The sequence below is a fragment of the Yersinia sp. Marseille-Q5920 genome, from assembly GCF_946902935.1.
GTDB lineage: Bacteria > Pseudomonadota > Gammaproteobacteria > Enterobacterales > Enterobacteriaceae > Yersinia > Yersinia rochesterensis.
In genome coordinates this window covers 223395-248856 of record NZ_CAMPQA010000001.1, presented here as the reverse complement: position 1 = coordinate 248856, position 25462 = coordinate 223395, and the positions used below count along the sequence as shown (strand labels likewise).

Sequence of the window (25462 nt, the reverse complement as noted above, 5' to 3'; positions counted from 1 at the left end):
AAACAGAAAATTCAGCGTTGCTGATACTGGCGTTGAGCATTAGCCATTCTTGCCTGTTGCGCCATTTCGACAGAAACGACACGGCGGCCTACTGGCCATAACGCAATAGCGGCAATCTTAAAATTGGCAATTCCGACGGGAATACCAATTATGGTGATACATTGCACAATTCCGGTTGCAATATGTGATAAACATAGCCACCAACCAAATAAAATAAACCAAACGATATTCAGTAAAGAACCACTGGCGGATAACAGAGGATTACTTTTTTCTGGGTATAATTCATTGACATGGATCGCCTCATTGCCATAAGGGAGAAATGATAACTTGGTAATCTCCCAGCAAGAGCGAGTTAATGGTAAGGTGAAAATCAGCATGACACTGACCACGGTGGCCAATAACCAACCCAATGTGGTGAAGAAACCACCTAAAACAAAATTAAGAATATTCAATACAGTACGCATAGTGATTAATCTACCTGGCTGAATAAAAACCGCAATGCGGGTGAGTGATAACTGGCGTTAGCTATTCTATACGCATAGCGCCGGTTAGTTTCCTTTGTTAACTATCGGATACCTGTTGTTTAAACTCAATTATTTTATTTACACTCTATCATGTTATTTCAATTCACTTAATACGAGTAATGGCGCGCAGATATGGAACTTAAAGCGACATCTTTTGGCAAGCATCTGGCTCAGCATCCCTATAACCGGGTTCGTTTGCTGAATGCGGGCATCGAAGTATGCGGTGATAAACATCAATACCTGATTCCTTTCAACCAGTTGGTTAACATTCAATGTAAGCGCGGTATTGTCTGGGGCGAGATGGAGTTTGAATTGCCGAATCAGCAAGTTGTGCGTTTGCATGGTACCGAATGGCAGGAAACGCAACGTTTCTATCATCATTTACTGGGCATCTGGCAGCAATGGAGTGAGGAGATGAGCCTGGTTTGTGTTGAGGTTTTACATAAACAAGTTGAATTAATTAAGCGAATTGAGCAGCAGGATAAATGGTTTAAACGCAGTGAGTTAAGTCAGGTGCAGGCGTCTATTCGCGAAGCTTTCACGTCATTGCCGATCCCGGTTCAGCGTTTAACCGAGTTTGATTCTTGCCGCGCCGATTATGAGCTTTGTTTGCGCTGGCTGGATCAAGGTAACCGCAGTGTTGATCGTCGCAATCAGCAATGGACTCATCGCATGTTGGAAGAACATCAAGATTTCTTCCAGAGCGTAGAAACTTCGCCCCTCAATGAGTCGCAAAGTCGGGCGGTCGTCAACGGCGAAGATTCGGTATTGGTGCTGGCCGGTGCTGGCAGCGGCAAAACCTCGGTGCTGGTTGCGCGAGCGGGTTGGTTACTGCGCCGCAATGAAGCACTGCCGGAGCAAATTTTACTCCTCGCTTTTGGCCGTCAGGCTGCCGATGAAATGAACAGCCGCATCAAGCAACGGCTTGGTGTGGATGATATTCAAGCCAAAACTTTCCATGCACTTGCGTTGCAGATAATCCAGCAAGGTAGCCGTAAAATGCCAGTGATTAGTCAACTTGAATCTGACAGCCAAGCCAGACGGTCGCTGTTGATCAAACATTGGCAGCAGCAGTGCAGTGAAAAAAAGGCGCAGGCTAAAGGGTGGCGAGAATGGCTAACGGATGAGTTGGCGTGGGAAGTCGATGATGGCGAGTTTTGGCGTGATTCGCGCCTTGCAGCCCGACTGGCTGGGCGGCTTGAACGTTGGTTAGGGTTGATGCGTATGCACGGCGGTAGTCAGGCCGAAATGATTGAGCAGGCTGATGAAGAAGTGCGAGATCTCTTCCAAAAACGTATCCGACTAATGGCACCGTTACTGAAAGCATGGAAAGCAGCGCTGAAAGAAGAGGGGGCAGTTGATTTCTCCGGGCTGATTCATCAGGCTGTTAACTTGCTGGAAAAAGGGCGGTTTGTTAGCCCGTGGAAACACATATTAGTCGATGAGTTTCAGGATGTTTCGCCACAGCGCGCCATGTTATTGACTGCTTTGCGTAAACAAAATAAGCAAACTTGCCTGTTTGCGGTTGGGGATGATTGGCAGGCTATTTACCGGTTCAGCGGCGCAGAACTTTCTCTCACAACGGCTTTTAGCCAGAATTTTGGTGAGGGCGCTGAGTGCGCATTGGATACCACCTATCGTTTTAATGACAGGATTGGTGAAATTGCTAACCGGTTTATTCAACAGAATCCATACCAATTGAAAAAACCACTGAACAGCTTGAGTAAAGGTAATGAAAAGTCAGTGACTATTTTGCCGAATGAACAGCTGGAATCGCTATTGGATAAGTTAAGTGGTTTTGTTAAGGATGATGAGCGCATTCTTATTTTGGCCCGCTATCATCATTTGCGCCCAGCAATTTTGCAAAAGGTGTCCACCCGCTGGCCGAAGTTAACCATTGATTTTATGACGATTCATGCCAGCAAAGGTCAACAAGCAGATTATGTGATTATTGTTGGTTTACATTACGGGAGTGATGGTTTCCCGGCAGCGGCGCGCGAGTCAATTTTGGAGGATGTGTTGCTACCGGCCCCTGAAGATTTCCCTGATGCGGAAGAACGGCGTTTGCTGTATGTCGCCATGACGCGAGCAAAACATCAGGTTTGGCTACTACAAGATACGGCTAACCCCTCTGTTTTTGTTAATCAACTTAGCGAGTTAGGAGTGTCAACTCAGCGCAAACCCTAGAACGTCATTGCATGAAAAATTCACATGTGCAGTTTTTTGTTAAAAATAAAGCCCAGGGGTAATCCCCTAAATAATTCGAATTGCAGGAAGGCGGCAATTGAGCGACAAATCGGTCGGGAACCGATTTGAACAGCATTTATGCTGCCCATAGGGTGAGCCTCAGGGATGAGGCTCATTAGTCCCCAGGAGCTTACATAAGTAAGTGACTGGGGTGAACGAAGGCAGCCAACGCCCATGCAGCTTGAAGAATGACGAGGTATGGTATCAGTCCAGTTATCGCCCCCGAGCCTAATGATTATTTCAGGCGTTGCTGTAAGTAGCGCTCATAATCCGGTATTGCAATGGTCACTTCACTGCTAAATAAGATGGAGCCAATCAAGAAATCGGCGGTAGAGCGGTTGGTCGCGACCGGAATATTCCACACTGTCGCCAAACGTAGCAGGGCTTTGACATCTGGGTCATGTGGTACAGCATTGAGTGGGTCCCAGAAGAAAATCAAAATATCAATTTTCTTCTCAGATATCAGCGCTCCAACTTCCTGGTCCCCCCCCATTGGGCCACTGAGCAAGCAGCGGACATCAATCCCCGTTGCTTTCTGTACCAGGTTTCCGGTGGTGCCTGTTGCATAAAGTTCGTGCTGTGCCAAAAGATCTCTGTTTTCCATGACCCATTCGAGCAGAGATTTTTTGCAATGGTCGTGGGAAACCAGTGCAATGTGTTTACGTGCCGCAATAGTGCGGGTGGTGAGTTCCATCAAGTTTTCCTTCAATGTACCCGTCATACTTCAAGCTGCATGGGCGTTGGCTGCCTTCGCTCACCCCAATCACTTACTGGTGTAAGCTCTTGGGGATTCACTCAGTTGCCGCCTTCCTGCAACTCGAGTTATTTAGGGTATGAGTGCCAGCGGTTTGCAGACAGATTACTGAAATGGCGATTTTGTGCATAGGGGTAACGCCAAGAAATGCGAGGGGACAAGCATAACCTGATGTTTAAGAACGCCCTTGGTTCTACCTCACTACTTTGTGGATTGTTTTTTAGCCCACAGTAGAAAACGCTGTTGCGTTTCGGCATCGGTTTGTAGGAACCAATATTGCAGCATTTGTTCTGCTACATTCTCACCTTGTAAATTGGTCTTTTTCTGGGCGGTATTCGTGCCCGCAACTGCGATTGTTGTTCCCGGCACAGCACTCACCGGTGATGGCGGGATCTTGGCAAAAGACGGAACCGAAGCGCTGAATTGCCCGACGTTATAGGTGGCCATGGCTGTTTCAAGGGTTGTAGCAGTATTGAGATTATCCTGATGCAATACATCGTGGCGTACCGATAATGGCCGTCCGTTATCACCTATAAGCTGATATGTCGGGTTTTTAGAGAACTTGCTGGCATCTCGTTCAGTCTCGAGAGTGGGTAATTGTATCGCCACCGAGCTGATATTGCGGGTGTTAAATACCACCACTAATGGCGGGGAGGCATATAATATCTTCGGGTCAGCCGGAAGAGGTTTTGCAACTTTGAACAATATTTGATGCTGTCCATTATTTAATTCCAAGCTATCAGCCCCTTTGAGCAGGGATCCTGACATATTTTTACCATCGACCACCAACAGGTCAATTTCCGGCGCGAGTTTTAAGGTCGTGGCTATAGCGGAAGCACTACAGCTAACGGCCAGAATCCCTGCGACCACCAGACCAACTTTCATGTGCTACTCCTGAGGGTGATATCCGTTTATATTGTCAGACACGCTAGATTATGTGTCAAAGTCTTTCCGGTTGCCCATATTTATTTACTTTCTGAAACAATCAGTATAACTATATTGATGTTATCTCAATGAATTTTAAAGATTAGATAACCAATCTAACAGTTATTCCCACTATACCTATTACATCAAATCAATTAGACGGCGTTTATCATCATTTTTCTACATGATATACACTTGCTATCACCTGACATGTGTAAATCCATCTGGATGCAAATGGATTGAAATACTCTTTTAGCGCATCAGAGGAACTGAAAATGCACGATAAAGACATTGCTGACATTCTCCAACAGGTGAAGACAATTGCATTAGTGGGGGCAAGTGATAACCCTGCGCGGCCCAGCTATGGTGTTATGGCTTACCTGCTACAGCAGGGGTATCAGGTGACGCCTGTCAGCCCCAAATTGGCGGGGAAGACATTATTGGGTCAGCCGGTTTATGCTGAATTGGCCGACATCCCTTATCCTATTGATATGGTTGATGTATTCCGTAACACTGAAGCGGCATATGGCGTTGCGCAGGAAGCCATTGCTATCGGAGCCAAAGTGCTGTGGCTACAAATTGGTGTGATTAATGAGTTAGCGGCAACATTGGCGGCAGATGCAGGGCTAAAAGTTGTTATGGATCGCTGTCCTAAAATTGAAATTCCGCGATTAGGACTCGAGAAAGAGTAATTTTTCTATCCCCGTCATCTTTCAATATGCAGGGGTGTTGGCTGCTATCACTTACCCAACTCATTGAGTTATCTCAACTCCTTGGGTTCATTCTGTTGCCGCCTACCTGCAGCCCGAAATCTATTGGGTATAAAAAACCCGGCAACCAATGCCGGGTTTTATCAATCAGTGCAAAACTTAGTTGCGCAGGCGCGGAGCCTGTAATTGATGGCGGATAGAAGCGGCCAATTCATCTAATGAAGGTTGCTCCGGGTGAGCATCCATATCTTCATAAGTCAGCTGCGCTTCAGCCAGATAAGTATGTATCGGTTGCCCCTCATCATCCTCAATAACCACGTGATACCAAGGTGATGAACGCAAAGTATCATTATTTGCAACTTCATCAGGAGCTGGTGGCTCAAGAGAATATTCAGGATCGATATCAATCACTACACCCAAGTAGCCATGTAGGTTGTGGCGAACCTGCTGCCCAATACCGAATTTGCTGGCGATCATGATAACCTCCGGATAAACATTACGCTGCCATCTATATGAGGGCAGTGCAGGGCATTTCAAGTCACATTATCCGACACGCAAAGCCTTTCAGGTACAAACCCTCAGGATATGTCGCGATAACAGGGTGGTCCGCGGCCTGACGGAACTGCTCTATAAATTGTATATCATGGCCTGCATCTAATGCAGCATCGGCTAAAATTTTCTGGAATAAATCTATTGGCATCAAGCCCGAGCAGGAGAAACTTAATAAGATGCCGCCGGGGCGTAATAGCTGTATAGCTAACATATTAATATCTTTATAACCACGGCAAGCGCTGGCCAGTTGACTTTTATTTTCCACAAATTTCGGTGGGTCCATGATGATCATGTCAAATTTTTCCCCTTGTGCGCGGTAATTACGCAGCAATTGGAACACATCATCACGAATAAACTCGGTTTTGCTCAAATCTAACTGGTTCAGCTCGACGTTTTGTTTGGCAATATCCAATACTGATTGCGAGGTATCAACACTGATAACTTGCTGGCAATTCCCCATCAACGCCGCAACGGCAAAGGCCCCGGTATAAGAGAAGCAGTTCAGAACGCGGCGGCCCTCAGCATAATGACGCGCGGCGAGGCGGCTATCGCGCTGGTCTAAATAAAAGCCTGTTTTATGGCCTTGCTGAATATCGACTAGCAATTGCATTCCGTGCTCAGTGATAGGTAACAGTGCCGGGGGCATTTCGCCACAAACAGTGCCCTGAGTCAGCGGCAAACCTTCTTTTTTACGCACCGAAACATCGGAGCGGTCATAAATAGAGCATTCCGGGTAGCACTGTTGTAATGCGCTGACCAGCGCTGCGCGTTGATATTCAGCCCCTGCCGACAACAATTGCAATACCAGGAAATTTTGGAAGCGGTCAATGGTGATGCCCGGTAGGCCGTCGGATTCACCGGCAATCAGGCGGTAGCCATTCAAACCATCGCGTTGCGCCAACCAATCCCGCCAGGTTTGCGCCCGTTGTAGACGGCGAACAAAAAATTCACTGTCGATAACTTCATCTTGTTGGAACGTCCAGACTCGCGCCACAATTTGTGATTCAGGAGAGTAGGCGGCGCGGGCCAGCCATTTACCCTGACTATCAAGAACATCGATGGTTTCACCGGGAACTGCATTGCCTTCAAGGTGTTGTACGGCCCCAGAGAAAATCCATGGATGGCGACGAAGTAAGGATTTTTCACGTCCTTTAGCAAGAAATAGGCGCATTGTAATATTCTTATTAAATCAAAATAGTTGAAATTGATAAGTCATTATCAATCAAAATAAGGCCATTATGATATAGCAATATCATGCCGCTCACTACCACGGCGGCCTTGATATCTGGCGGTCATTGGGGCGATTCTGTGTCTTATGGGCGGGCATATTGTGTTCAACAGGGCGACTAAAAACTTTTTCACTACTATATTCATAGAGCTATATGTATTCATAGAGCTATAGTCTTCATAGAGATATAGTAACTTTCTTTCTGCCAAATAGGGACAGCATCATGACGAATAAGCAAACTGACTTAGCACTCACAGAAAAACAAAAAGAAGAAATTGACGAGATTGCGTTACAGCGCGTCCAGGCAATGAACAGTGATGAGTTTCTGTGTAATAGCATTGACCAAAAAATTCACTCGATGGAAGAACAGGTTAAATCTTATTTCCAGTCGCGTTTTTCGTTCCACTTGAACCAAAAGAACGGTGATAAATAGATGAGGGGTTAATATGGCAAAAGTATGCACCGCGGCGTATGTCTATGGTGTGGTTCAAGGTGTAGGGTTTCGCTATAGCACGCAACGGCAAGCATTGGCGTTAGGGGTGACCGGTTATGCCCGCAATTGTGACGACGGCAGTGTAGAAGTGGTGGCTTATGGTGAACAACAGGCGGTCGAGCAACTGATGGCGTGGATTAAACAGGGCGGGCCACGGGGGGCGCGAGTTGATCGCCTGCTGACAGAGCCCCATCCTGCCACGCCATTTGAGACATTTAACATTCGCTACTAACCAACCCACCTAGAATATGGCCGCCAATTAAATACATTTCACCGGTTTTGGCAGCCCGGCAATTTTTGTCGCTTGCTTGGCTGGCCCCTTAGGGAATAAACGGTAGAGATAGCGGCTATTACCTTTTTCTTCGCCATATTTTTGCGCCATAGCTTTTACCAACATTCGGATGGCTGGTGACGTATTGAATTCCTGATAAAAAGCGCGCACAAAACGCACCACTTCCCAATGAGGTTCGGTGAGGGTAATGCCTTCTTGTTCAGCTAATATCGGGGCCAGAGCTTCACTCCAGTCTGCGCTATTTTTCAGGTAACCCTGAGTGTCGGTATCAATCCTGCGGCCTTCAAACTCCAACATACAACCTCGGTGGTTCAATCAATGAAACGGCTGCTAATTTAGCAAATATTTGCCGGTACCCCAAAGAAGTCTGTGCTGTTGCTGGGTAAAATGGCCTCTAGATAATAAATATTCGGAGCGGTTGTACAGTGAATCATCATCATGATGATTAATTCATCATTCGATAATCAGATGGCGGCTTTTTGGGCGATTAAACACGAACAAGCTTTACAAGCGGCGGAGCTGTGTTTATAGTTCGGCTCGTTGCGGAGGGGTGGCCGAGTGGCTGAAGGCAACGGTCTTGAAAACCGTCGACGGGTAACCGTTCGAGAGTTCGAATCTCTCCTCCTCCGCCATCATTTCTCTGTTTCTCCCGCTGATTATCCTTGCTTAATCTCCTGAAGTACCTCAATTTTATCGGTCATATTTATTCTTTCTGACATAACAAAACTAGCAAAGCCCGCCCACAAAATAGTGAACTATAAGTTTTTCAAACTCTCTGTTGTTCGTCACATCATCCGCAGCAGAAAAAGGCTTAATAACATTTTGGCTAAACCTCATTTTAAACCCTTTTTTTAACGTACTTTTTAACTTATTGATTTTATATAAAAACCCCCAAGATTTTAAAAAATCATTTTTTATTACTACGGTCTAATGCGCTTTTATTATCAGTAAGTTATCTGTATTGTTCTACTGTTTACTGCCGCACAGGCAGCTTAGAAATCTTGGAAGATTAATGTTTTTTTCTATTTTACGTTTACTGCCGCACAGGCAGCTTAGAAACAAAGCGGCAAACTGTTACCGGCCATCACCATGTTTACTGCCGCACAGGCAGCTTAGAAAGAACCCGTTTGACAATTTAACGCCGCATTTGGGTTTACTGCCGCACAGGCAGCTTAGAAAGGAGAGTTCAACTGCGGGGTGGTGTAGAGTGCGTTTACTGCCGCACAGGCAGCTTAGAAAGCCGAAAACCGGTTGTTCCCTTGGTTGCTCCGGTTTACTGCCGCACAGGCAGCTTAGAAAATTTGCATTGCGATAAGAACATCGTTTGGCTTGTTTACTGCCGCACAGGCAGCTTAGAAAGTAGAGGCTAACATGCAACTCATGGATACAGGGTTCACTGCCGCACAGGCAGCTTAGAAAGGTAAACGTCATTGTCGGCTTGCGATTCGCTAGTTCACTGCCGCACAGGCAGCTTAGAAAAATACATATAATTATTTGGCGATATTCCAGTGGTTCACTGCCGCACAGGCAGCTTAGAAAAACTGCAACCCCGAAAACTAAAAGCCCTTGTTGTTCACTGCCGCACAGGCAGCTTTAGAAATCTATCCGACTTCTTATTTCTCCTTTCTCGCTTCATACCTCCAAAGAGGTATATGTTTGATTTTATGCAAAAATTGTTTGGTGCTGAGTTTTTTTTGAGCTGGTTCATAAAATCAAATACCCACACAAAGAATATTTGATCTAAAACAAGCATTGTTACTACAACAAATCATTTACTGAAAATCCTCCTTACTATCTCCATAACCCGCACTGGGTAAATCTGTCATGGGTATCACTGAGTGAGTGTCTTACATTCCGGTGCGGGTTTAAAAATAAAAAAATGACTGTCTGGTGCAAGCACCGGCGGCGTCCGGTATGGAAAAACACACTGGAGTATCTATTGTGAGCAAATTTATAAGACAAATGTCGGTAGGGATATTGGCGCTATTGGTCATCGGAGGGGTGTTTTCTGTGTCGGCAGCACCTACGCCGCCGATTGAGGCCCGCAACGATAAGTTCGCGCAGCAGCATGCGGATCAGTTCACCTCTTGGTTGAAAACCAAAGAAAGTGGGCCGCGAGAAGATGCATTGGCCGAAGATCCTAATTTGGTGATTCTGTGGGCGGGTTATCCTTTCGCCAAAGATTATAACAAACCGCGCGGGCATGCTTATGCCGTCACTGATGTGCGGGAAACATTGCGCACAGCGGCCCCCAAAACCGCGGAAGATGGCCCACTACCCATGGCGTGTTGGAGCTGCAAAAGCCCGGATGTCGCCCGTTTAATTAATGAACAGGGGGAGGAGGGCTATTTCAACGGCACATGGGCCAGAGGCGGCCCGGAAGTGGTCAATCAGTTGGGATGCGCCGATTGCCATGACACCGCCTCGGCCGATTTTGCGGCGGGTAAACCTGCATTGGTGCTATCTCGCCCCTATATTGACCGCGCGCTGCAATCTATCAACAAACCTTTCGAGCATGCCAGCCGCCTGGATCAACAGTCTATGGTGTGCAGTCAGTGCCATGTGGAATATCACTTCGCCGGTAAAGATAAAGCCGTGAAACTCCCTTGGGATCAAGGGACTGATGTAGATTCGATGGAGAAATATTACGATGAAATTGCTTTCTCTGATTGGGTTCACCCTCTGTCAAAAGCCCCTCTGCTGAAAGCGCAACATCCTGAATACGAAACCTGGCGTGCAGGTATTCACGGTAAAAATAATGTCAGTTGCATTGATTGCCATATGCCGAAAATCCAAAATGCGGCGGGTAAAGTGTATACCGATCATCAAATTCGTAATCCCTTTGATAGTTTCGAAACCACCTGTGTTAACTGCCATACCCAAGATAAAAAAACCTTGCAAGATATTGTCGCCGAACGCAAAGCCAGCATTCAGGAGTTGAAACTGAATGTTGAGAAACAGCTGGTTCATGCGCATTACGAGGCCAAAGCGGCTTGGGATGCAGGGGCGACGGAGCAAGAAATGCAGCCGATTTTGCAGGATATTCGCCATGCGCAGTGGCGCTGGGATTACGCCATTGCCTCCCACGGCATTCATATGCATGCACCGGATGTGGGGCTGCGGGTTCTCGGCGGCGCGTTGAATAAAGCCGCAGACGCCCGTACCAAATTAGCGCGCTTACTGGCCACCAAGGGGATTAGCCACGAAATTCCACTGCCGGATATCTCCACCAAACTCAATGCGCAAAAAGCGCTGGGGATGGACATGGATAAGCTGAACAGTCAGAAGCAGGAGTTTCTGCAACAAGTGGTGCCAGCCTGGGATGCCGAAGCCAAAAAAGCGGGCCGTTTGAGCCAGTAAAAGGCGTTCCGGTGGGGTAAAACACCTGCCGGAGCTATTCCAGAGACAAACTGGCTCCCACTTGGAGCCATAGCAAAGGTGGAATAACTATGCGCGTTTTACGTTCATTCTGTTCAGCAGTGTTGCTGGCAGTGTTGGCTCTGCCCACATTCGCCACAACATCGGCCGAACCGCCGAAAGCTGCCGACTCGCGCCATGTGGTGGAGCCGCAGCGCAACCCGGATGCAGCTTGTGTCCAATGCCATAAAGAACAAAAAGATGAGTTACACGGTAAACATGCCGGAGCCATCAATCCGAATACTCAACTGGCGGTAACTTGTACTAATTGTCATGGAAAAGCATCAATACTGCACCGAAATGGCGTCAAAGATGTGATGCGTTTTAATAGTGATATGTTGAATGCCGATAAGGCGATGTTCAGTGTGTCACAACAAAACAGTGTTTGTATGAGTTGTCATCAGCCGGAAAAATTACGCGAAGCATTCTGGCCACATGATGTGCATATGCTGAAACTTTCTTGTGTCAGTTGTCATCAGTTGCACCCCAAAACAGATCCAATGCATGGGCTGGATGATAAAGGGCGGGTCAAAATCTGTGTGGATTGCCATCGCCGTCAGCAGGAGTTGCTACCTAAGGACGCGCCATGAAGACCAATCGTCGTCACTTTATCGTCAGTATGGGGGCGCTGATTTTTATGACCAGCTCATCTGGGCGGTCATTGGCGCTGAGCGGCACGATTGATGGTGTTCGTTACGGTATGTTGCATGACGAAACCCGCTGCATTGGCTGCACCGCCTGTATGGATGCTTGTCGTGAAGTTAATCAGGTGCCCGCCGGTGTTTCGCGCTTAAGCATCATCCGCAGTCAGCCTATTGGCGAGTTCCCGGCGGTGAAATATCAGTTTTACCGCCACTCTTGCCAGCATTGTGATAAAGCGCCGTGTGTCGATGTTTGCCCCACCGGGGCTTCTTATCGCGATAAGGCGACCGGAATTATTGACGTCGATCCTGACCTTTGCGTCGGGTGCCAGTATTGCATCGCGGCCTGTCCGTATCGGGTTCGCTTTATTCATCCGGTGACGAAAACCGCCGACAAATGCGATTTTTGCCGCAAAACTAATCTCAAGCAGGGCAAACAACCGGCTTGTGTCTTGTCGTGCCCAACTAAAGCACTGGTTTTTGGCAATTTGGATGATGCCAACAGTGAGTTGGTGAAGCTGTTGCATCAGCGCACGGTCTATCGCGCCAAGTTACATCTGGGAACACAACCGAAACTTTATCGTGTTCCTTTCCAGTATGGGGAGATAACCGGATGAGTCCTGCACTGAATACGCCCTTTCATTTTGAGTCATTAGTCTGGGACTGGCCGATTGCTATCTATCTGTTTTTAATCGGGGTTTCGGCCGGTATGGTGGTGGTGAGCTTGCTGGTTAAGTGGCGCGTCTTGGGGGAGGATGCCGCGCAAAGTGGCTTACTAAAATCCACCGCAATTATCGCGCCACTGGCAGTTATCGCGGGTTTGCTTATTTTGATCCTGCACCTTACCCGCCCCTGGACTTTCTGGAAGCTGATGTTTTTCTACAGCAGCAGCTCGGTGATGTCATTGGGCGTCATGTTATTTCAGATCTATATGTTGGTGTTATTGGTTTGGCTGGCGGTGATATTCCGTCGGGGAATAACGGCATTTTTACAGCCTTATCCTAAATTGAGCTGGATTAGCGCGCTACTGAATAAACTGGCTCCAATTGAACGCAAACTTGAGCCGTTGATGATGTTTCTGGCGGTCGCATTAGGGGCTTATACCGGTTTTCTGTTATCCGCGTTGAAGAGTTACCCACTGTTGAATAACCCAGTATTGCCGGTGTTATTCCTGTTTTCAGGTGTTTCTTCCGGTATCGCCGCCATGGTGCTGTGCTCGGTGGCTTTTTTCAAAGAGCCGCTCCATAGCCCGGCATTGGCTTTTGTTCATCGATTGGAAAAACCGGTGGTTTGGCTGGAGCTTTTTCTGCTGTTGGCTTTTTTTACCGGACTATGGTTTGGCGGCGGACAGAAAGAAGTGGCGGTGACAGCCGCCCTCGGCGGCGGTTTCTGGGCGCTGATGTTCTGGTTCTGGGTGGTTGGCTGCGGCATGGTGCTGCCATTGGCTCTAAACCGCTATTGCAGCCATAACCTGCGCCACCGGGTCTCATTCCTGCTCACGGTTTCCGGTTTCAGCTTGTTCGGCGTATTCGTTTTGCGTTTTTTCATTCTTTATGCCGGTCAGATGACCCTGGTGTGATAGGGAATAGTGTGATGGAAAAATGGTCTGATGGATAAGGTAGAGTAATGGATAAAATTCTATGACAGGAGAGTTTGGGCTGCTTTCACTGCTGGCGGCGGCGTCACTGGCGCTATTGCTCGGTTGTGTGCCCTTTATAGCTTTGTATGGGCGGCGAATGCCATTGCTTGTCTGGCTGCCGTCGCTCAGCTATGGCGTGACTTTATTGATCACATTGGCGCTATTGGCTCTGGGGTGGTGCTTTGTCACCAATGATTTTTCTGTATTGTATGTTGCCCAGCACGCCAATAGTCAGCTCCCACTGTTTTATAAAATTGCGGCAATCTGGGGGGGGCACGAAGGTTCCATGTTATTTCTGCTGTTTGCACTTAGCTTGTGGAGCAGCGCGCTGACACTCTTTCGCCACCATTTTCCGTTGCGATTCTTTGCCCGCGCCTTGGGCGTGATGGGCTGGCTGCTGGTTGCTTTCAGCGCTTTTATCCTCTTCTTCTCCAACCCCTTTGTGCGATTATTCCCCACCTTAGCGGAGGGGCGCGATTTGAACCCGATGCTGCAAGATCTCGCGCTGATATTTCACCCTCCGCTGCTGTATCTGGGTTATAGCGGTTTTGCTATCAGTTTTGCTTTTGCGGTCGCGACATTGCTTGAGGGCAAAAGTAGCCAAAATATAGCGCGTTACAGCCGTCCATGGGTGCTGGCGGCTTGGGGGTTATTGAGCATCGGGATTTTACTGGGCGCTTGGTGGGCATACAGTGAATTGGGCTGGGGAGGCTGGTGGTTCTGGGACCCGGTAGAAAATGCGTCATTATTACCCTGGCTTACCAGCACGGCACTATTGCATGTTTTGGCTATCAATGAGCGGCGCGGTTTGTATCATCAATGGGGCATTTTGCTGTCATTGGTGACATTTCAGCTCTGCTTGTTAGGGACTTTTATCGTCCGCTCCGGCGTGTTGACCTCAGTTCATGCTTTTGCTGTTGATGCCGCCCGTGGCGAGGTTTTACTGGCGCTATTTGGCATGGTGACATTGATTTCTTTGATGTTATTTGCACTGCGGGTGCGGGGTAATCACCGCGCGGCTGATTTCGCGTTATTTTCTTTGGAAACCTTGCTGCTGGCGGCGCTAGTGTTACTCAGTATCGCGGCGGTTACGGTGTTGATTGGTACTTTATATCCTTTAATTTTCAGCGCATTAGGTTTGGGGTCACTCTCTGTTGGTGCGCCTTATTTTAACCAAACACTGACGCCTTTTGTGTCGCTGTTGTTATTGCTGATGGGGGCCGCGCCATTTGCTGATTGGCAGCAAAGCCGCAAAACCCCGCGCTGGCGTCTGGTGGCTCCTGCATTGTTGGCTATCTTCGGGGCGCTATTCAGTGCGGGCTGGTTTCAATTTCTATGGCAACCACAATCACAATGGCAGCCAGCCATGATGCCGGGCGTCACACTGGCTCTTTGGGCATTATTTGCCCCGCTGTTTGCCGCCAAGATCCGCTGGCGCTCATGGTTGATTCATGGCGGGGTGGCCATCAGCTTGCTGGGCATGCTGTTTGCTTCCTATCACTCGACGGAGCTGGGCAGCCGCATGTCACCTGGTCGCGAAGCAACATTGGCGGGCTACCAACTGACTTATCAGCAAACCGAATTACTGGTCGGCCCGAATTACACCAGCGAACGGGCGCACATCAGGGTGAGTCAGCATGGGCGGCCTATCACCACATTGTTACCTGAACGGCGGCATTATACCGCGCGTGAAATGTTGATGATTGAGCCGGCGATAGCCAGTGGCCCCTTGGCCGATTTTTATGCCGTGTTAGGGGATAATCTGTCTGCCGGGGAGTATAGCGTGCGCTTATATCATAAACCGATGGTTAGCTGGATTTGGGGCGGCGCATTGATAATGGTGTTTGGTGGCGTGCTGACACTGTGGCGTAGAGCCAAACCTGCCAGTGATATTGTGGAGGACAAATGAAACAGCGGTGGCCTTGGTTGCTGGTTCCAGTGCTGGCCTTTTTCTTAGGATTGGTGCTCTACAGCGGCCTAAATCGTGACCCGCATCATATTGAGTTAGCAGAGAAAAACCTGCCAATCCCCGAGTTTTCATTATCTGAATTACAGCAACCAGAACAAAAAATAACGCGGAGCCAACTGCTGGGGAAAGTGACTGTGATTAATGTATGGGCCAGTTGGTGCGCCAGTTGCAAACAAGAGCTGGCGGTATTAGACCAGATTGCTAGCAGCTTAAATAAAGTACAGTTTTACGGGTTGAATTACCGCGACGAGCGCCAGGCGGCATTGAATACACTCCACCGCTACAGCAATCCTTATCAAAAGAATCTTTATGACCCACAAGGGATTTTAGCGCTGGCGATGGGAGTCTATGGCACCCCCGAAACCTGGCTGATTGATGCTGATGGTATTATTCGCCAGCGCTATGCGGGTGAAATGACATTAGAGATATGGCAACAGCAGTTTATGCCATTATTGGCGCAATGGGCTGAGGCGGAAACACCATGAAAACCCTTTTGCTGCTGTTATCACTGGTTTTCTCGCCGTGGGTGTTGGCCGATTTGGTGGATACTTACCACTTTAGTTCGCAACAAAATCAACAACAAGCGCTGGCACTGGCAAAAGAGTTACGTTGCCCACAATGTCAGAATCAAAACTTATTGGAATCAACATCACCCATCGCGCAGGACTTGCGCTTAGAAGTCTACCGGTTGGTGGAAGCGGGGCACAGCTCTCCAGAAATTATGGCCCTGATGACTCAGCGCTATGGTGATTTTGTTCTTTATAGGCCGCCGGTGCGCAGTGCAACATTGATACTGTGGTTTGGGCCGGGAGTGCTGCTGGCCGGTGTGTTAGGCGGATTAGTGTTACGCATTCGAAACCGAGCGGCCTCAAGTTCAAGAGAGGGGCGCTGATGATATTGGCAATCGGAATGGCGATATTATTGCTCATGATTTTAAGCGGCATATGGTGGCCTTGGTTGCGGCAATATGGTCGTCTGAGTTGGCGCTGGCCGTTGGGATTGAGCTTGTTGCTCCCGATACTTATTCTGTTGGGATATCAGCAATTAGGCCACTATGCCGCGGTGCAGCAGGAAGTTTTACGCCAGAAAGAAGCTACGCGATTGAACAATATGTTGGATAAGCAAAGCAGTGACCCCACATTATTTCTATTACAGCAGCGTATCCGACAGTCACCTGATAACAGTGAACTCTGGTTTAGTTTGGCTCAATATTATTTGTATCAGAATGAATTTGAGGACGCGCTGGTGGCATTGCAGCAGACAGAACGTTTGCAGGGGGCGAGTGCTTCAATAGATGCTGCCCGAGCGACTCTGTTTTATTATCAGTCAGGGCAAAAAATGACTGAGGATGTGACCTATTGGCTACAGCAAGCACTGGCAAAAGATCCGTTGCAATACACCGCACTGATGTTGCAAGCCAATGATGACTTTATTCATGCCAAGTATGCACAAGCTATAGTTATCTGGCAGCAATTACTCGAAAGCCCCCATCCTGACGTCGATCGCGCGATGATTATCCGAGCCATTACTTTAGCTCGAGCGCTACAGTAGAGTCGTCATCCAATAAAACGCGGTTGTAGGCCAAATAATAGACAAAAAAAACCCTTACCAATCTCATTTGGTAAGGGATGCCAATTCGGCCAACACCAGGGAAACATTATAACCGGTTACTTATCATGCGATTAATTTAGGTTATTCAAATGACTTAAGTCAAGTTTATCAAAATTACATTAATATGTTTAATGTTTATATGTTTTTGAAGAATATTTTTTTACACTCTTAGCGGCATTAATACACTTGAAAGTAGGTTGCAGCTTAAATGCGTGATAGGCGACAAGATAAATTGCGTATTGTGACGATAAAATCGTCCGGGCAGGGCTGTCACATAGCAAAGCGATTTTGGGGGCTGGAATCAGTAAAAAGATCAAACGCAAAGAGCTTTGATAGTTTTAATACAAACAGTTTTGAGGGTTTTGACATCCAGATGCGCTATAGGTGTGAAGCAATAATCTTATTGGCATCTTTTTAGGAGAAAAGTGACATTAGACAGGATTTTTAAACCAGAAATGGTTATAACGAAACAATGTTTCATTTCTTGTTTGAAAGGATGTTGACGTGGACCGGAGTCCTCCGCTTTTTACCAATAAAAAATTTGTTTTTCTTGTCGCGACATTTTGTTGCCTTCTTTGGGGCAGTGCCTATCCGGCGATAAAGAATGGCTATGCGCTGTTTCATATTGCACCAGATGATATTCCGAGCAAGATGGTATTTGCGGGTTATCGTTTTTTATTGGCCGGAGTGGTGTTGCTATTTTTTGCTGTGGCCAGCGGCAAGGCGATTGGCCGCCTCAAAAAGAGCCAATATAAACAAATTGCTCTATTGGGGCTAACACAGACAACGTTACAGTATGTGTTTTTCTATATTGGTCTGGCCTACACCACGGGTGTCAAAGGCTCTATCATGAATGCGACAGGTACATTTTTCAGTGTGCTATTAGCGCATTATATTTATAAAAATGACCGCCTGACGTTCAATAAAATCATTGGATGCGCTTTAGGCTTTGCCGGTGTCATGGTGGTGAATTTTGGTTCCGATTTAATGGACTTTAATTTTTCCTTGATGGGCGAGGGTTGTGTGGTGTTGGCGGCTTTTATTCTATCCGCCGCCAGTATTTATGGTAAACGGATCTCACAAACCATGGACACCACCGTGATGACGGGGTATCAGTTGGCGATCGGCGGGTTAGTATTAACGCTGGGCGGCTATCTCTTTGGTGGCTATTTAAGTGATTTTGATTGGCAGGCATTATTGTTGCTGGGCTATTTGGTGCTGTTGTCGTCGGCCGCCTTTGCACTGTGGAGCTTGTTGCTGAAATATAATCGAGTCGGCATGGTGGCGCCATTCAATTTCCTTATCCCGGTTTCTGGTGCGGTTTTATCCGCCATTTTCCTGAACGAAAGTATTTTAGAATGGAAGAATGCCATCGCCCTAATATTGGTCTGTGTGGGGATTGTTTTGGTTAATAAAATTAAATCAGTGTAGAAGAAAAACTGGAAAGTGTGACCAAAAAGTAATCCTATAATGTATTCGCTGTAATAGATGATTACAGCGAATACAAAGTACGACTCTTGCCGTCTTGACTGAATGGCTATGTCATTGACTCTGCTTTTTAGTGATCAATATTTGGCATTGCTGAATGATAGATAAGAAGGGTATCAAGCTTTGCTCAAAAGCGTGCGATATGAGTGCAATATTTTCAGACTCATGTTGCAAAATAGCAGCATAGCTATCGCACTGATTCATTAGATCCTCAAACTGGAGCAAACTTAACATTCTTTTAATGCTATAGACTATCTCGAGTCTGGCTTCTTTATCTTCAGGATGCGTATTTTGTAACTGTTGGATATTTTCATTCACTGCATCTGACAGAACATTGACTATAGCTAATAACGTGTCTTGGTTACCATAAGTATTTTTCTCTAATAGTGTGAGTAATTTGTAGGTCTGTTGCGATGACTTAATATTGTCTAGTATCTCTTGTAGTTGTTCAATTGATAATGGTTTGGCGATGAGTCCGGTGGCCCCAAGTGCCAAGCTCTTCTCTTCGATTTCTTTTTCAATACGGTCAGTATAAATATAACAAGGTGGTGGATATTGGGTAGATTCTACCAGCGTTTTGAGCACATCGTAGCCTGTTATATTTTTCATGGTTAAGTCACTAATAACGGCATCAAGTGATCCTTTCTCCACTAGCTGTTTTAATTCAAGCAGGTCATTAGTCTCGCTAACATTAACCCCATATTCTAGAAGTTGGGCTTTAAGTAAGATTTTACTGATGGAATTGTCGTCAATAATAGCGATGTGAAGCATGCTATAATTGCTGTCGACAGCATTTTTTTTCGCGGTTGCAAATGTAATATCTGTTTTTTTACTGTGTATAGCATCGAACCAACCACCAATTAACATGACTTGTTGCTTATCACTGTTTTGAGTTGGTGATATCCATTGCCTAATGTAGAAGTCGATATCTGAAATTTTATACGTTTGACCCGAATTTATCTCTCTGTTAGTTGTGTATGCGGTCTCGTGTAATTCCATTATCTTTGACAAGCTGTTTGGTGCCAGAGATTGAATATCTTGCAATGAGCTAATACTGTCAGGGTCTTTGATTGAAAGGAAATCATAAAATGCTTTGTTGGCTAAAATAATATCGCCATTGACACTCACTTTATAAAGCGGGGACGGGGTTGCATCTATAATTTCTTTTAAGTTACTGTTATACAATTCTAAATTGGTCTTCCGTCGTTTTCTTAGGCGGCTATTTATATAAATGATCACACTAATTGCTGCTATAACAACTAATACTGATAAAGTCAGGTAAATAATAGTCGGAATTCTTGGCGCAATGGTGGAGGGAGGGGTTATTGACTTTGACCAATGATAGTCAATCATCTCTAAATTGTTATAAGGTAATGTAAGCATGACATTTTTGATAATATCATTGAGGATGGTATATTTACGATTAATTGTAAATGCTATGACCGCCGGTGGATTGGTTAATGGGTATTCTTTTAGTTTTTTTTCGTAAAAATATTTAATCCAATAAGATGATACAATTTTCGGTATAATAGCAATGTCTGCTTTATTATTAACGATGGCACTTAATAAATCTAATTCTGAACCTTCAATAGTGATTATTTCTGACTTGGGAAATTCAGCCGCAATTTCCTGAATGACTTTCTGGCCCTTCACCAGCACAATACGCTTACCATTGATATTTTTTGAGCTTTGGATATCGTTATCACTTGCCCTTGCAACCGCGACGAATCTTGAAATATAAAATGGTGGACTGAAAATGGTATTAGGTGTGTAATTTGATGTAACACTGCGATGAGCCCCCATATCGGCTTTTCCTAATGAGACATACTCAATCATTTCCCCTAATGATTCGACAAACACAGGTTTAAATTTAAGACCGGTACTGGCTGAGACAATATCCAAAAGTTGTGCCGATAATCCACTAAAATTACCTTCATCGTCCTGGTATCCTATTGGATAAGAGTATTTAGGCACCGCAACAATGATGGTTTTTTTCTCTGCCACCCATTCTTTTTGTTCGGGAGTTAATTGAATTCTTTGATAGTTACCTAATTGGGCATAATTAAGCCAATACATCTCATCGTCGTTAGGATATTTGGACGACTTCTCTGTCATGAAGGAATTAAGTGCATTAAATAATTTTCTATCAATAGAGGGCGTTAAGGCAAAAATAAATTTTGTATCATAATTATAAGTTAACGGCGCATATTGAATATTTGCTGCGTTTTCTTGCACGATACGGTTAGTGTTAAAAATACCTGCAATATAGATAGAATAAGGATCTGCCAGTAAAACCTTTAGAACTTCGGCCTCGGGCAGATCTTCTATTATTTGAGCATGAGGATAAATCTTTTTCAGGCTTTCAGCGGAAATCTGTTGTGAGAGTGAATAGACTGTTTTTATGTCTCTCTGGCGCTGGCTGTTTTGTAGTTTATAAAGGCGAGTTTGCCAAAAAACCGGTGAGTTAATGGCAATTTTACATTGTGTTATTTGAGTAAACCCAATAGCAATACTGATTTTTCCGCTTTCTAAATCATCACATAAATCATTTTTATTTTTATAATGAACATATTCAAATTGAAAATTATTTATTTCGCTGAATTGATTGAGATAGTCGACAGCTAACCCACTGGGCTGTGAAGTTCCTTCGCGAAACACAAGTGGCGACAGGTTATCAAGATAACCTACATTAACTAATGTTCTGATTATTTCTTGTGGGGCAGCGACAGTGCCATAGGTTAAAAATGTCAGAACAACGAAAATGATACCGGTTAAAAAATTTTTCATAATGACTGGCTCTTTATATAGCCTAAGTGTGAAATCGGGCTAAATTTAGGGTTTTAGTGCTTGAGTTTGCATTCTTGACCGTGGAGAAAACACTATTCTGACATTAGAATTACCAAGCGAATTTATAATGTTATCTGTCAGCTTATACTCACGACCTTAGAGCGAAGGCATAGAGAGAATAATTAACTACGTCGTGTGTCAATAAGAACTGTGGCTACTAATTCATTATAAACCACTGATTATAATTCACAATATATACCATTATTGATTAATTTATCAACAAATATATACAACAGGCCAACATTTCTTAATATATTGTATTTAATGGTTTTTTTTGAAATGAAATTGACTGAGACTAGAATTCACCACGGGCTAATATTTATATTGCCAATAAAATACAAGAAAACTCTTAAATAAATTAAGCGAACTCTAAGCCCGAGTTGAATATTAGATCAAGCGGTTGTGCTACTCAACTCAGGCTTTATCCGTGACTATCTTAACCCCGACCCGGCTCACTCGGTCAGATTCCATTTCGGCAATTGTCCACGTCAGACCATCCCATTCAATCTGATCACCAATAACCGGCTCACCACCAAAGAGATAGAGCACGAATTGGCCCAGTGTTTGTTGTTTATCAACACCCGGCTCTAGATTGAGACCATAAATCTGAGAAATATCATGAAGTTTTGCATCAGCATCGAGAATAAAGTCGCCGAAGAAACGCTCATCCAACTGGATGCTGGGGGACCGGCTGAAGAGTTTCCCTAGTGCGGGTAAATCATGTTCTTGACCAATAACACACAAAATATCGCCCTCTTTCAGGCGAGTGCTACCGGTGGGATGTAAGAGATCCTTGCCACGGAACAGTGCGGCAATGCGCGTGCCCTCCGGCATTTTCAAATCACGCAGGGTAGCTCCGATACACCATTTATCACAGCTGAGCTGGTAAATGAATTGCTCCCACTGGTTATTCTTATCAATGTCTAAACCAATCCGTGCCACTGGCGCGAGGGCAGGAGGCACCACCAGTTTTGTTTTGCGCGCCGCGAATGACAAACTGGTGCCTTGCAGCAGCAGTGAAACCAGCACCACGAAAAAGGCGACATTAAAGAATAAATTTGCATTGGGTATACCCGCCATCATCGGGAATACTGCCAGAATAACTGGGACTGCACCGCGTAAACCGACCCACGAAATAAAGATACGCTCGCGCAGATTAAAACTGGGGAAGGGCAGTAGGCCGATGAACACTGACAGCGGTCGGGCGAACAAAATCATCCACAATGAGAGAATTAATGCCGGAATGGCGATCGGCAACAACTCAGTTGGATTAAGCAGCAACCCTAATACCAAGAACATGCCAATTTGGCTGAGCCAGGCCAGCCCATCAAAGGTTTGCAAAATCCCAGAGCGGTTGCGGATGGGGCGATTGCCCAGTAGCAAGCCACATAGATAGACCGCCAAAATACCGCTGCCATTTAGCGCGGTGGCGAGTGAAAAAACCAGAATCCCGCCGCATACCGCCAGTAATGGATATAAACCACTGGGTAATTCTATCCGGTTGATGAGTAATATCAGTAAGCCGCCGCCGCCCAAGCCGATGAGAATACCCAAGCCAAATTGTTGAATTAAGTGCACCAAAAACATCCAGCTTAGGCTAGTTTCACCGGCTGAAATCATGGAAATCAGAGTCACGGTCAAAAAGACGGCCATGGGGTCGTTACTGCCCGATTCTATCTCAAGAGTGGCGCTAACACGTTCGTTGAGACCTTTCCCACCTAACAGTGAGAAGACCGCCGCCGCATCGGTTGACCCTATAATTGCCCCAATTAATAAGCCTTGAATGATATCTAAATCAAATAGCCAGGCAGCGGCCATGCCGGTTAGGCCAGCAGTAATCAATACCCCGACTGTCGCCAGCGAGAGGGCCGGCCACAATGCGACGCGGAATGATGATGCTCGGGTGCGCATACCGCCATCTAATAGAATGACGGCCAACGCCAGATTGCTCACCAAATACGCGACAGGATAATTATCGAAAGCAATTCCACCGATGCCGTCGGTACCCGCCAACATGCCAATGGCCAAGAAAATGACCAAAATGGGGATGCCCAGGCGGGAAGAGAGTGAACTCAGTAAAATACTGGCTCCCACCAGCACAGCGCCAATCAAAAAAAGGCTGTTAATAGTGATGGCGTCCAATGTGGGAGGTCTCCTGATATGAAAAGAAATGGCGGGTGAGCAGAATTATTATACACAGATTTGGAGGAATCGATGGGAAGATATGACCTAATTCAATATGTTAAATTAAGGTATAGCCGCAGCATATAGGAAAGTATCTCCAGATCGCTCACCTTTAATCGCCCAGCGGGGAATCAAGGGTGAGCGTTGGATAATGAAATTAATCGCGTTTCAGTGTTGCTAACGATCTTTTTAGTGCTTCAGTCGTCACTGATTTTTCCTGTTCAGGAAGATTATCGACAGAAAATTGTGAAAGTTCATTGACCAATACGCTGCGGTCTTTGCCGGTGATCGCGCTATCTAAAGCACCGCTAAGGCGGCTAATCAGGGCCAATAAGGTGCTGAACCCGGTGACTGGCGTAGTATCAGATGTGGGATTATTCTCAATAGATTCTTGCTTACTCATCACAATTCCTCTTTTTGTTGTCACTGCAAGTGAAACAAACCCTGATAAGGAATCAACAGGATAATTGCTCTGAAAGCAGAGCGCACAGTGAGGCATTTGCCATCCCGCATCTACATGATGGTCTCACAGTGTAGCGGTTTTATGACCAAAACGGTATGCAGTTAGGTAGATCGCTTAGCAATAACTTTATTACTTTGCACAATACTTTGGTTGCGTCGTTTGCTGCTGCGACTTGCCAGAAAACAAGAATTTTAGCAAAGGAATACGGCGATGAACCTCATATAAAATAAATGAAATCAAACACACAAAGAGCATTCCGAGTAAAAAGCCCACGCCATTGTTGTCAATTTTGGGAGTGACAAAGGCACCATAAATCAAGGTCAATGGATGATGCACCAGATAAATGAAAAGAGAGGCATTAACCAGGTAGGTGATGCGTGTAGAAGGATAATTGAGCAACTGGTGCCCCAGAGAGTAGACCACGTTGGTCATCGTCACGCCCATTAACGCTTTAATCATAAGATCCAGCTCGAAGGCAAAAAACTCAGCAGTATTAAAGTGTTGGTTTAAATAGTAAGCACCAAATAACAGGAGTGAAGCAGCTAGTGCACCCGGCGAAAAGGTGAGAAAAACCTGCTTGAGTGGGGGATAGATAAAGCTGTAAGCGCCCAGAAGAAAGAAAGGCAGATAAAACACGGTTTCCATCACAACGAAATTGAAGACACTATTAAAGAGTATTTCAGGATTTAGGATAAATATTATTCTCCGTATTACTGAATAAATGAACACGAATAAAAACAATGATAGTGAGATTTTTCCTATGTTATTCATTCTCTTTATCAAGGTCGGAACTGAGTGCTGTTTATTCTTTATCTTCTGGAACAGATAAAAACAAAGTGTGGTCAATAAGGCGAGTGTTAACAAAAACCATAAGTGAGAAACAACTTCCCAAATAGCAATATTTATTTTTTGATAAATTGTAAATAAATTCCAATCTTGTAATTTACTGGTGTAATTTTTAAGTAAGAAAAACTGAGGCAAAGTAATGAGCGGGATAGCAGTAATTAACGGAATAACAACACGTTCCAGCCGGACTTGCAGCCAGCGGTGGCGCTCATAACGCTGATATAACATGAACGAAAAATAACCGGAAATAACAAAAAACACTTGCATGCGGAAAGCATGGATAAAGTCATTTAATAGGGTAAATTCCAATGAGGAATGGCTGCTATTCACTGCCCAATGATGGCTGGAGTATATAAGTGAAAGATGAAAAGGAATGCCGAGTAACATCAAATAGGCGCGGATGGCGTCTAAAAAGTACTCCCGTTGGTGAGTGTTTTTTTTCATACTTATTCGCTGTTTGTTATCGGAATTAGAATAACGTATCTGATTTTGCCCAGAATATTTTTTATGGTAATTACTCATTGGTAACTATATGCGTTATCAATGGATCAGTACGGCAAGAAACACTACTATAAGGGTTAATGATTTTCCATAGCGTATTTTAGTCTAGCTTGCTAGGCTGGTGGCTTAGCC

At 45.5% G+C, this 25462-nt stretch carries 23 protein-coding genes, 1 tRNA gene and 1 CRISPR repeat array; of the genes, 14 read left to right on the top strand and 10 right to left on the bottom strand.

Annotated features, from left to right (window positions below; translation table 11 throughout):
* Positions 1-11: 11 nt before the first annotated feature.
* Positions 12-464, bottom strand: a complete 453-nt coding sequence (locus tag OVO64_RS01285; RefSeq protein ID WP_038632180.1) for a YccF domain-containing protein — start codon at positions 462-464, stop codon at positions 12-14.
* 192 nt (positions 465-656) lie between these two features.
* Here OVO64_RS01285 and helD point away from each other — a divergent pair, with 192 nt between their 5' ends.
* A complete protein-coding gene (helD, locus tag OVO64_RS01280) occupies positions 657-2711 on the top strand; it encodes a DNA helicase IV (protein ID WP_038632182.1) in 2055 nt (684 codons plus the stop codon).
* A gap of 295 nt (positions 2712-3006) precedes the next feature.
* Here helD and OVO64_RS01275 read toward each other — a convergent pair whose 3' ends face one another.
* Positions 3007-3465 (bottom strand): methylglyoxal synthase, encoded by a 459-nt coding sequence (locus OVO64_RS01275; protein ID WP_038632183.1) that lies wholly within the window; start codon positions 3463-3465, stop codon positions 3007-3009.
* Between the two features lie 261 nt (positions 3466-3726).
* A complete protein-coding gene (locus tag OVO64_RS01270; protein WP_038632185.1) occupies positions 3727-4410 on the bottom strand; it encodes a DUF2057 family protein in 684 nt (227 codons plus the stop codon).
* A gap of 314 nt (positions 4411-4724) precedes the next feature.
* Between OVO64_RS01270 and OVO64_RS01265 the strand changes: the two genes are divergently transcribed.
* Positions 4725-5141 carry a CoA-binding protein gene (locus OVO64_RS01265; protein WP_038632187.1) on the top strand — a complete coding sequence of 139 codons (417 nt, stop codon included), beginning with the start codon at positions 4725-4727 and terminating at the stop codon, positions 5139-5141.
* A 177-nt stretch (positions 5142-5318) separates the two neighbouring features.
* On the opposite strand, the gene hspQ is transcribed toward OVO64_RS01265, so the two are convergent.
* Both hspQ and rlmI read right to left on the bottom strand, forming a co-directional pair.
* Complete coding sequence (hspQ, locus tag OVO64_RS01260; RefSeq protein WP_038632189.1) at positions 5319-5636, bottom strand: heat shock protein HspQ; 318 nt, start codon at positions 5634-5636, stop codon at positions 5319-5321.
* Positions 5637-5697: 61 nt separating this feature from the next.
* Positions 5698-6888 (bottom strand): 23S rRNA (cytosine(1962)-C(5))-methyltransferase RlmI, encoded by a 1191-nt coding sequence (gene rlmI / locus OVO64_RS01255; protein ID WP_172667597.1) that lies wholly within the window; start codon positions 6886-6888, stop codon positions 5698-5700.
* Positions 6889-7162: 274 nt separating this feature from the next.
* On the opposite strand from rlmI, the gene OVO64_RS01250 reads away from it, so the two are divergent.
* Positions 7163-7372, top strand: coding sequence for a hypothetical protein (locus tag OVO64_RS01250; protein WP_038632193.1), 210 nt, complete (start codon positions 7163-7165; stop codon positions 7370-7372).
* 13 nt (positions 7373-7385) lie between these two features.
* Entirely contained in the window at positions 7386-7664 is a 279-nt protein-coding gene (gene yccX, locus OVO64_RS01245) for an acylphosphatase (RefSeq protein ID WP_038632195.1), read from the top strand.
* 27 nt (positions 7665-7691) lie between these two features.
* On the opposite strand, the gene tusE is transcribed toward yccX, so the two are convergent.
* A complete protein-coding gene (gene tusE, locus OVO64_RS01240; protein ID WP_050291280.1) occupies positions 7692-8021 on the bottom strand; it encodes a sulfurtransferase TusE in 330 nt (109 codons plus the stop codon).
* 247 nt (positions 8022-8268) lie between these two features.
* Between tusE and OVO64_RS01235 the strand changes: the two genes are divergently transcribed.
* The 10 genes from OVO64_RS01235 to OVO64_RS01190 all read left to right on the top strand — a co-directional run bounded on the left by OVO64_RS01235 (position 8269) and on the right by OVO64_RS01190 (position 18432).
* Positions 8269-8356: transfer RNA gene (locus tag OVO64_RS01235), tRNA-Ser, on the top strand.
* A 339-nt stretch (positions 8357-8695) separates the two neighbouring features.
* Positions 8696-9323: a CRISPR direct-repeat array (repeat unit 28 nt; unit sequence GTTTACTGCCGCACAGGCAGCTTAGAAA).
* A 363-nt stretch (positions 9324-9686) separates the two neighbouring features.
* Positions 9687-11084 (top strand): ammonia-forming nitrite reductase cytochrome c552 subunit, encoded by a 1398-nt coding sequence (nrfA, locus tag OVO64_RS01230; RefSeq protein WP_042562383.1) that lies wholly within the window; start codon positions 9687-9689, stop codon positions 11082-11084.
* 89 nt (positions 11085-11173) lie between these two features.
* Positions 11174-11731 carry a cytochrome c nitrite reductase pentaheme subunit gene (gene nrfB / locus OVO64_RS01225; protein ID WP_038632199.1) on the top strand — a complete coding sequence of 186 codons (558 nt, stop codon included), beginning with the start codon at positions 11174-11176 and terminating at the stop codon, positions 11729-11731.
* Positions 11728-12399, top strand: a complete 672-nt coding sequence (gene nrfC / locus OVO64_RS01220; RefSeq protein ID WP_120011304.1) for a cytochrome c nitrite reductase Fe-S protein — start codon at positions 11728-11730, stop codon at positions 12397-12399. Before nrfB ends, nrfC begins: the two co-directional genes overlap by 4 nt.
* Entirely contained in the window at positions 12396-13361 is a 966-nt protein-coding gene (gene nrfD, locus OVO64_RS01215) for a cytochrome c nitrite reductase subunit NrfD (protein WP_038632203.1), read from the top strand. The genes nrfC and nrfD overlap by 4 nt, the downstream gene beginning before the upstream one ends.
* A 61-nt stretch (positions 13362-13422) precedes the next feature.
* Positions 13423-15330 (top strand): heme lyase CcmF/NrfE family subunit, encoded by a 1908-nt coding sequence (locus tag OVO64_RS01210; RefSeq protein ID WP_267248534.1) that lies wholly within the window; start codon positions 13423-13425, stop codon positions 15328-15330.
* Complete coding sequence (locus tag OVO64_RS01205) at positions 15327-15875, top strand: DsbE family thiol:disulfide interchange protein (protein ID WP_038632205.1); 549 nt, start codon at positions 15327-15329, stop codon at positions 15873-15875. Before OVO64_RS01210 ends, OVO64_RS01205 begins: the two co-directional genes overlap by 4 nt.
* Positions 15872-16282: a heme lyase NrfEFG subunit NrfF gene (nrfF, locus tag OVO64_RS01200; RefSeq protein ID WP_038632207.1), complete on the top strand. Its 411-nt coding sequence runs from the start codon at positions 15872-15874 to the stop codon at positions 16280-16282. The genes OVO64_RS01205 and nrfF overlap by 4 nt, the downstream gene beginning before the upstream one ends.
* Positions 16282-16941, top strand: a complete 660-nt coding sequence (locus OVO64_RS01195; protein WP_038632209.1) for a cytochrome C heme lyase — start codon at positions 16282-16284, stop codon at positions 16939-16941. The genes nrfF and OVO64_RS01195 overlap by 1 nt, the downstream gene beginning before the upstream one ends.
* A gap of 564 nt (positions 16942-17505) precedes the next feature.
* Positions 17506-18432: a DMT family transporter gene (locus tag OVO64_RS01190; protein WP_038632211.1), complete on the top strand. Its 927-nt coding sequence runs from the start codon at positions 17506-17508 to the stop codon at positions 18430-18432.
* Positions 18433-18543: 111 nt separating this feature from the next.
* Here the strand turns inward: OVO64_RS01190 and OVO64_RS01185 are convergent, their stop codons facing one another.
* The 4 genes from OVO64_RS01185 to mdoC form a co-directional block, all read right to left on the bottom strand.
* The gene (locus tag OVO64_RS01185) at positions 18544-21276 is read right to left on the bottom strand and encodes a transporter substrate-binding domain-containing protein (RefSeq protein WP_145510117.1); all 2733 of its coding nucleotides are present in this window, start codon (positions 21274-21276) and stop codon (positions 18544-18546) included.
* A gap of 474 nt (positions 21277-21750) precedes the next feature.
* On the bottom strand, positions 21751-23478 hold the full coding sequence (locus OVO64_RS01180) for a potassium/proton antiporter (protein ID WP_145510116.1): 1728 nt from the start codon (positions 23476-23478) through the stop codon (positions 21751-21753).
* 199 nt (positions 23479-23677) lie between these two features.
* On the bottom strand, positions 23678-23923 hold the full coding sequence (locus OVO64_RS01175; protein ID WP_038632216.1) for a hypothetical protein: 246 nt from the start codon (positions 23921-23923) through the stop codon (positions 23678-23680).
* 189 nt (positions 23924-24112) lie between these two features.
* Positions 24113-25273: a glucans biosynthesis protein MdoC gene (mdoC, locus tag OVO64_RS01170; protein WP_038632218.1), complete on the bottom strand. Its 1161-nt coding sequence runs from the start codon at positions 25271-25273 to the stop codon at positions 24113-24115.
* Positions 25274-25462 lie beyond the last annotated feature (189 nt).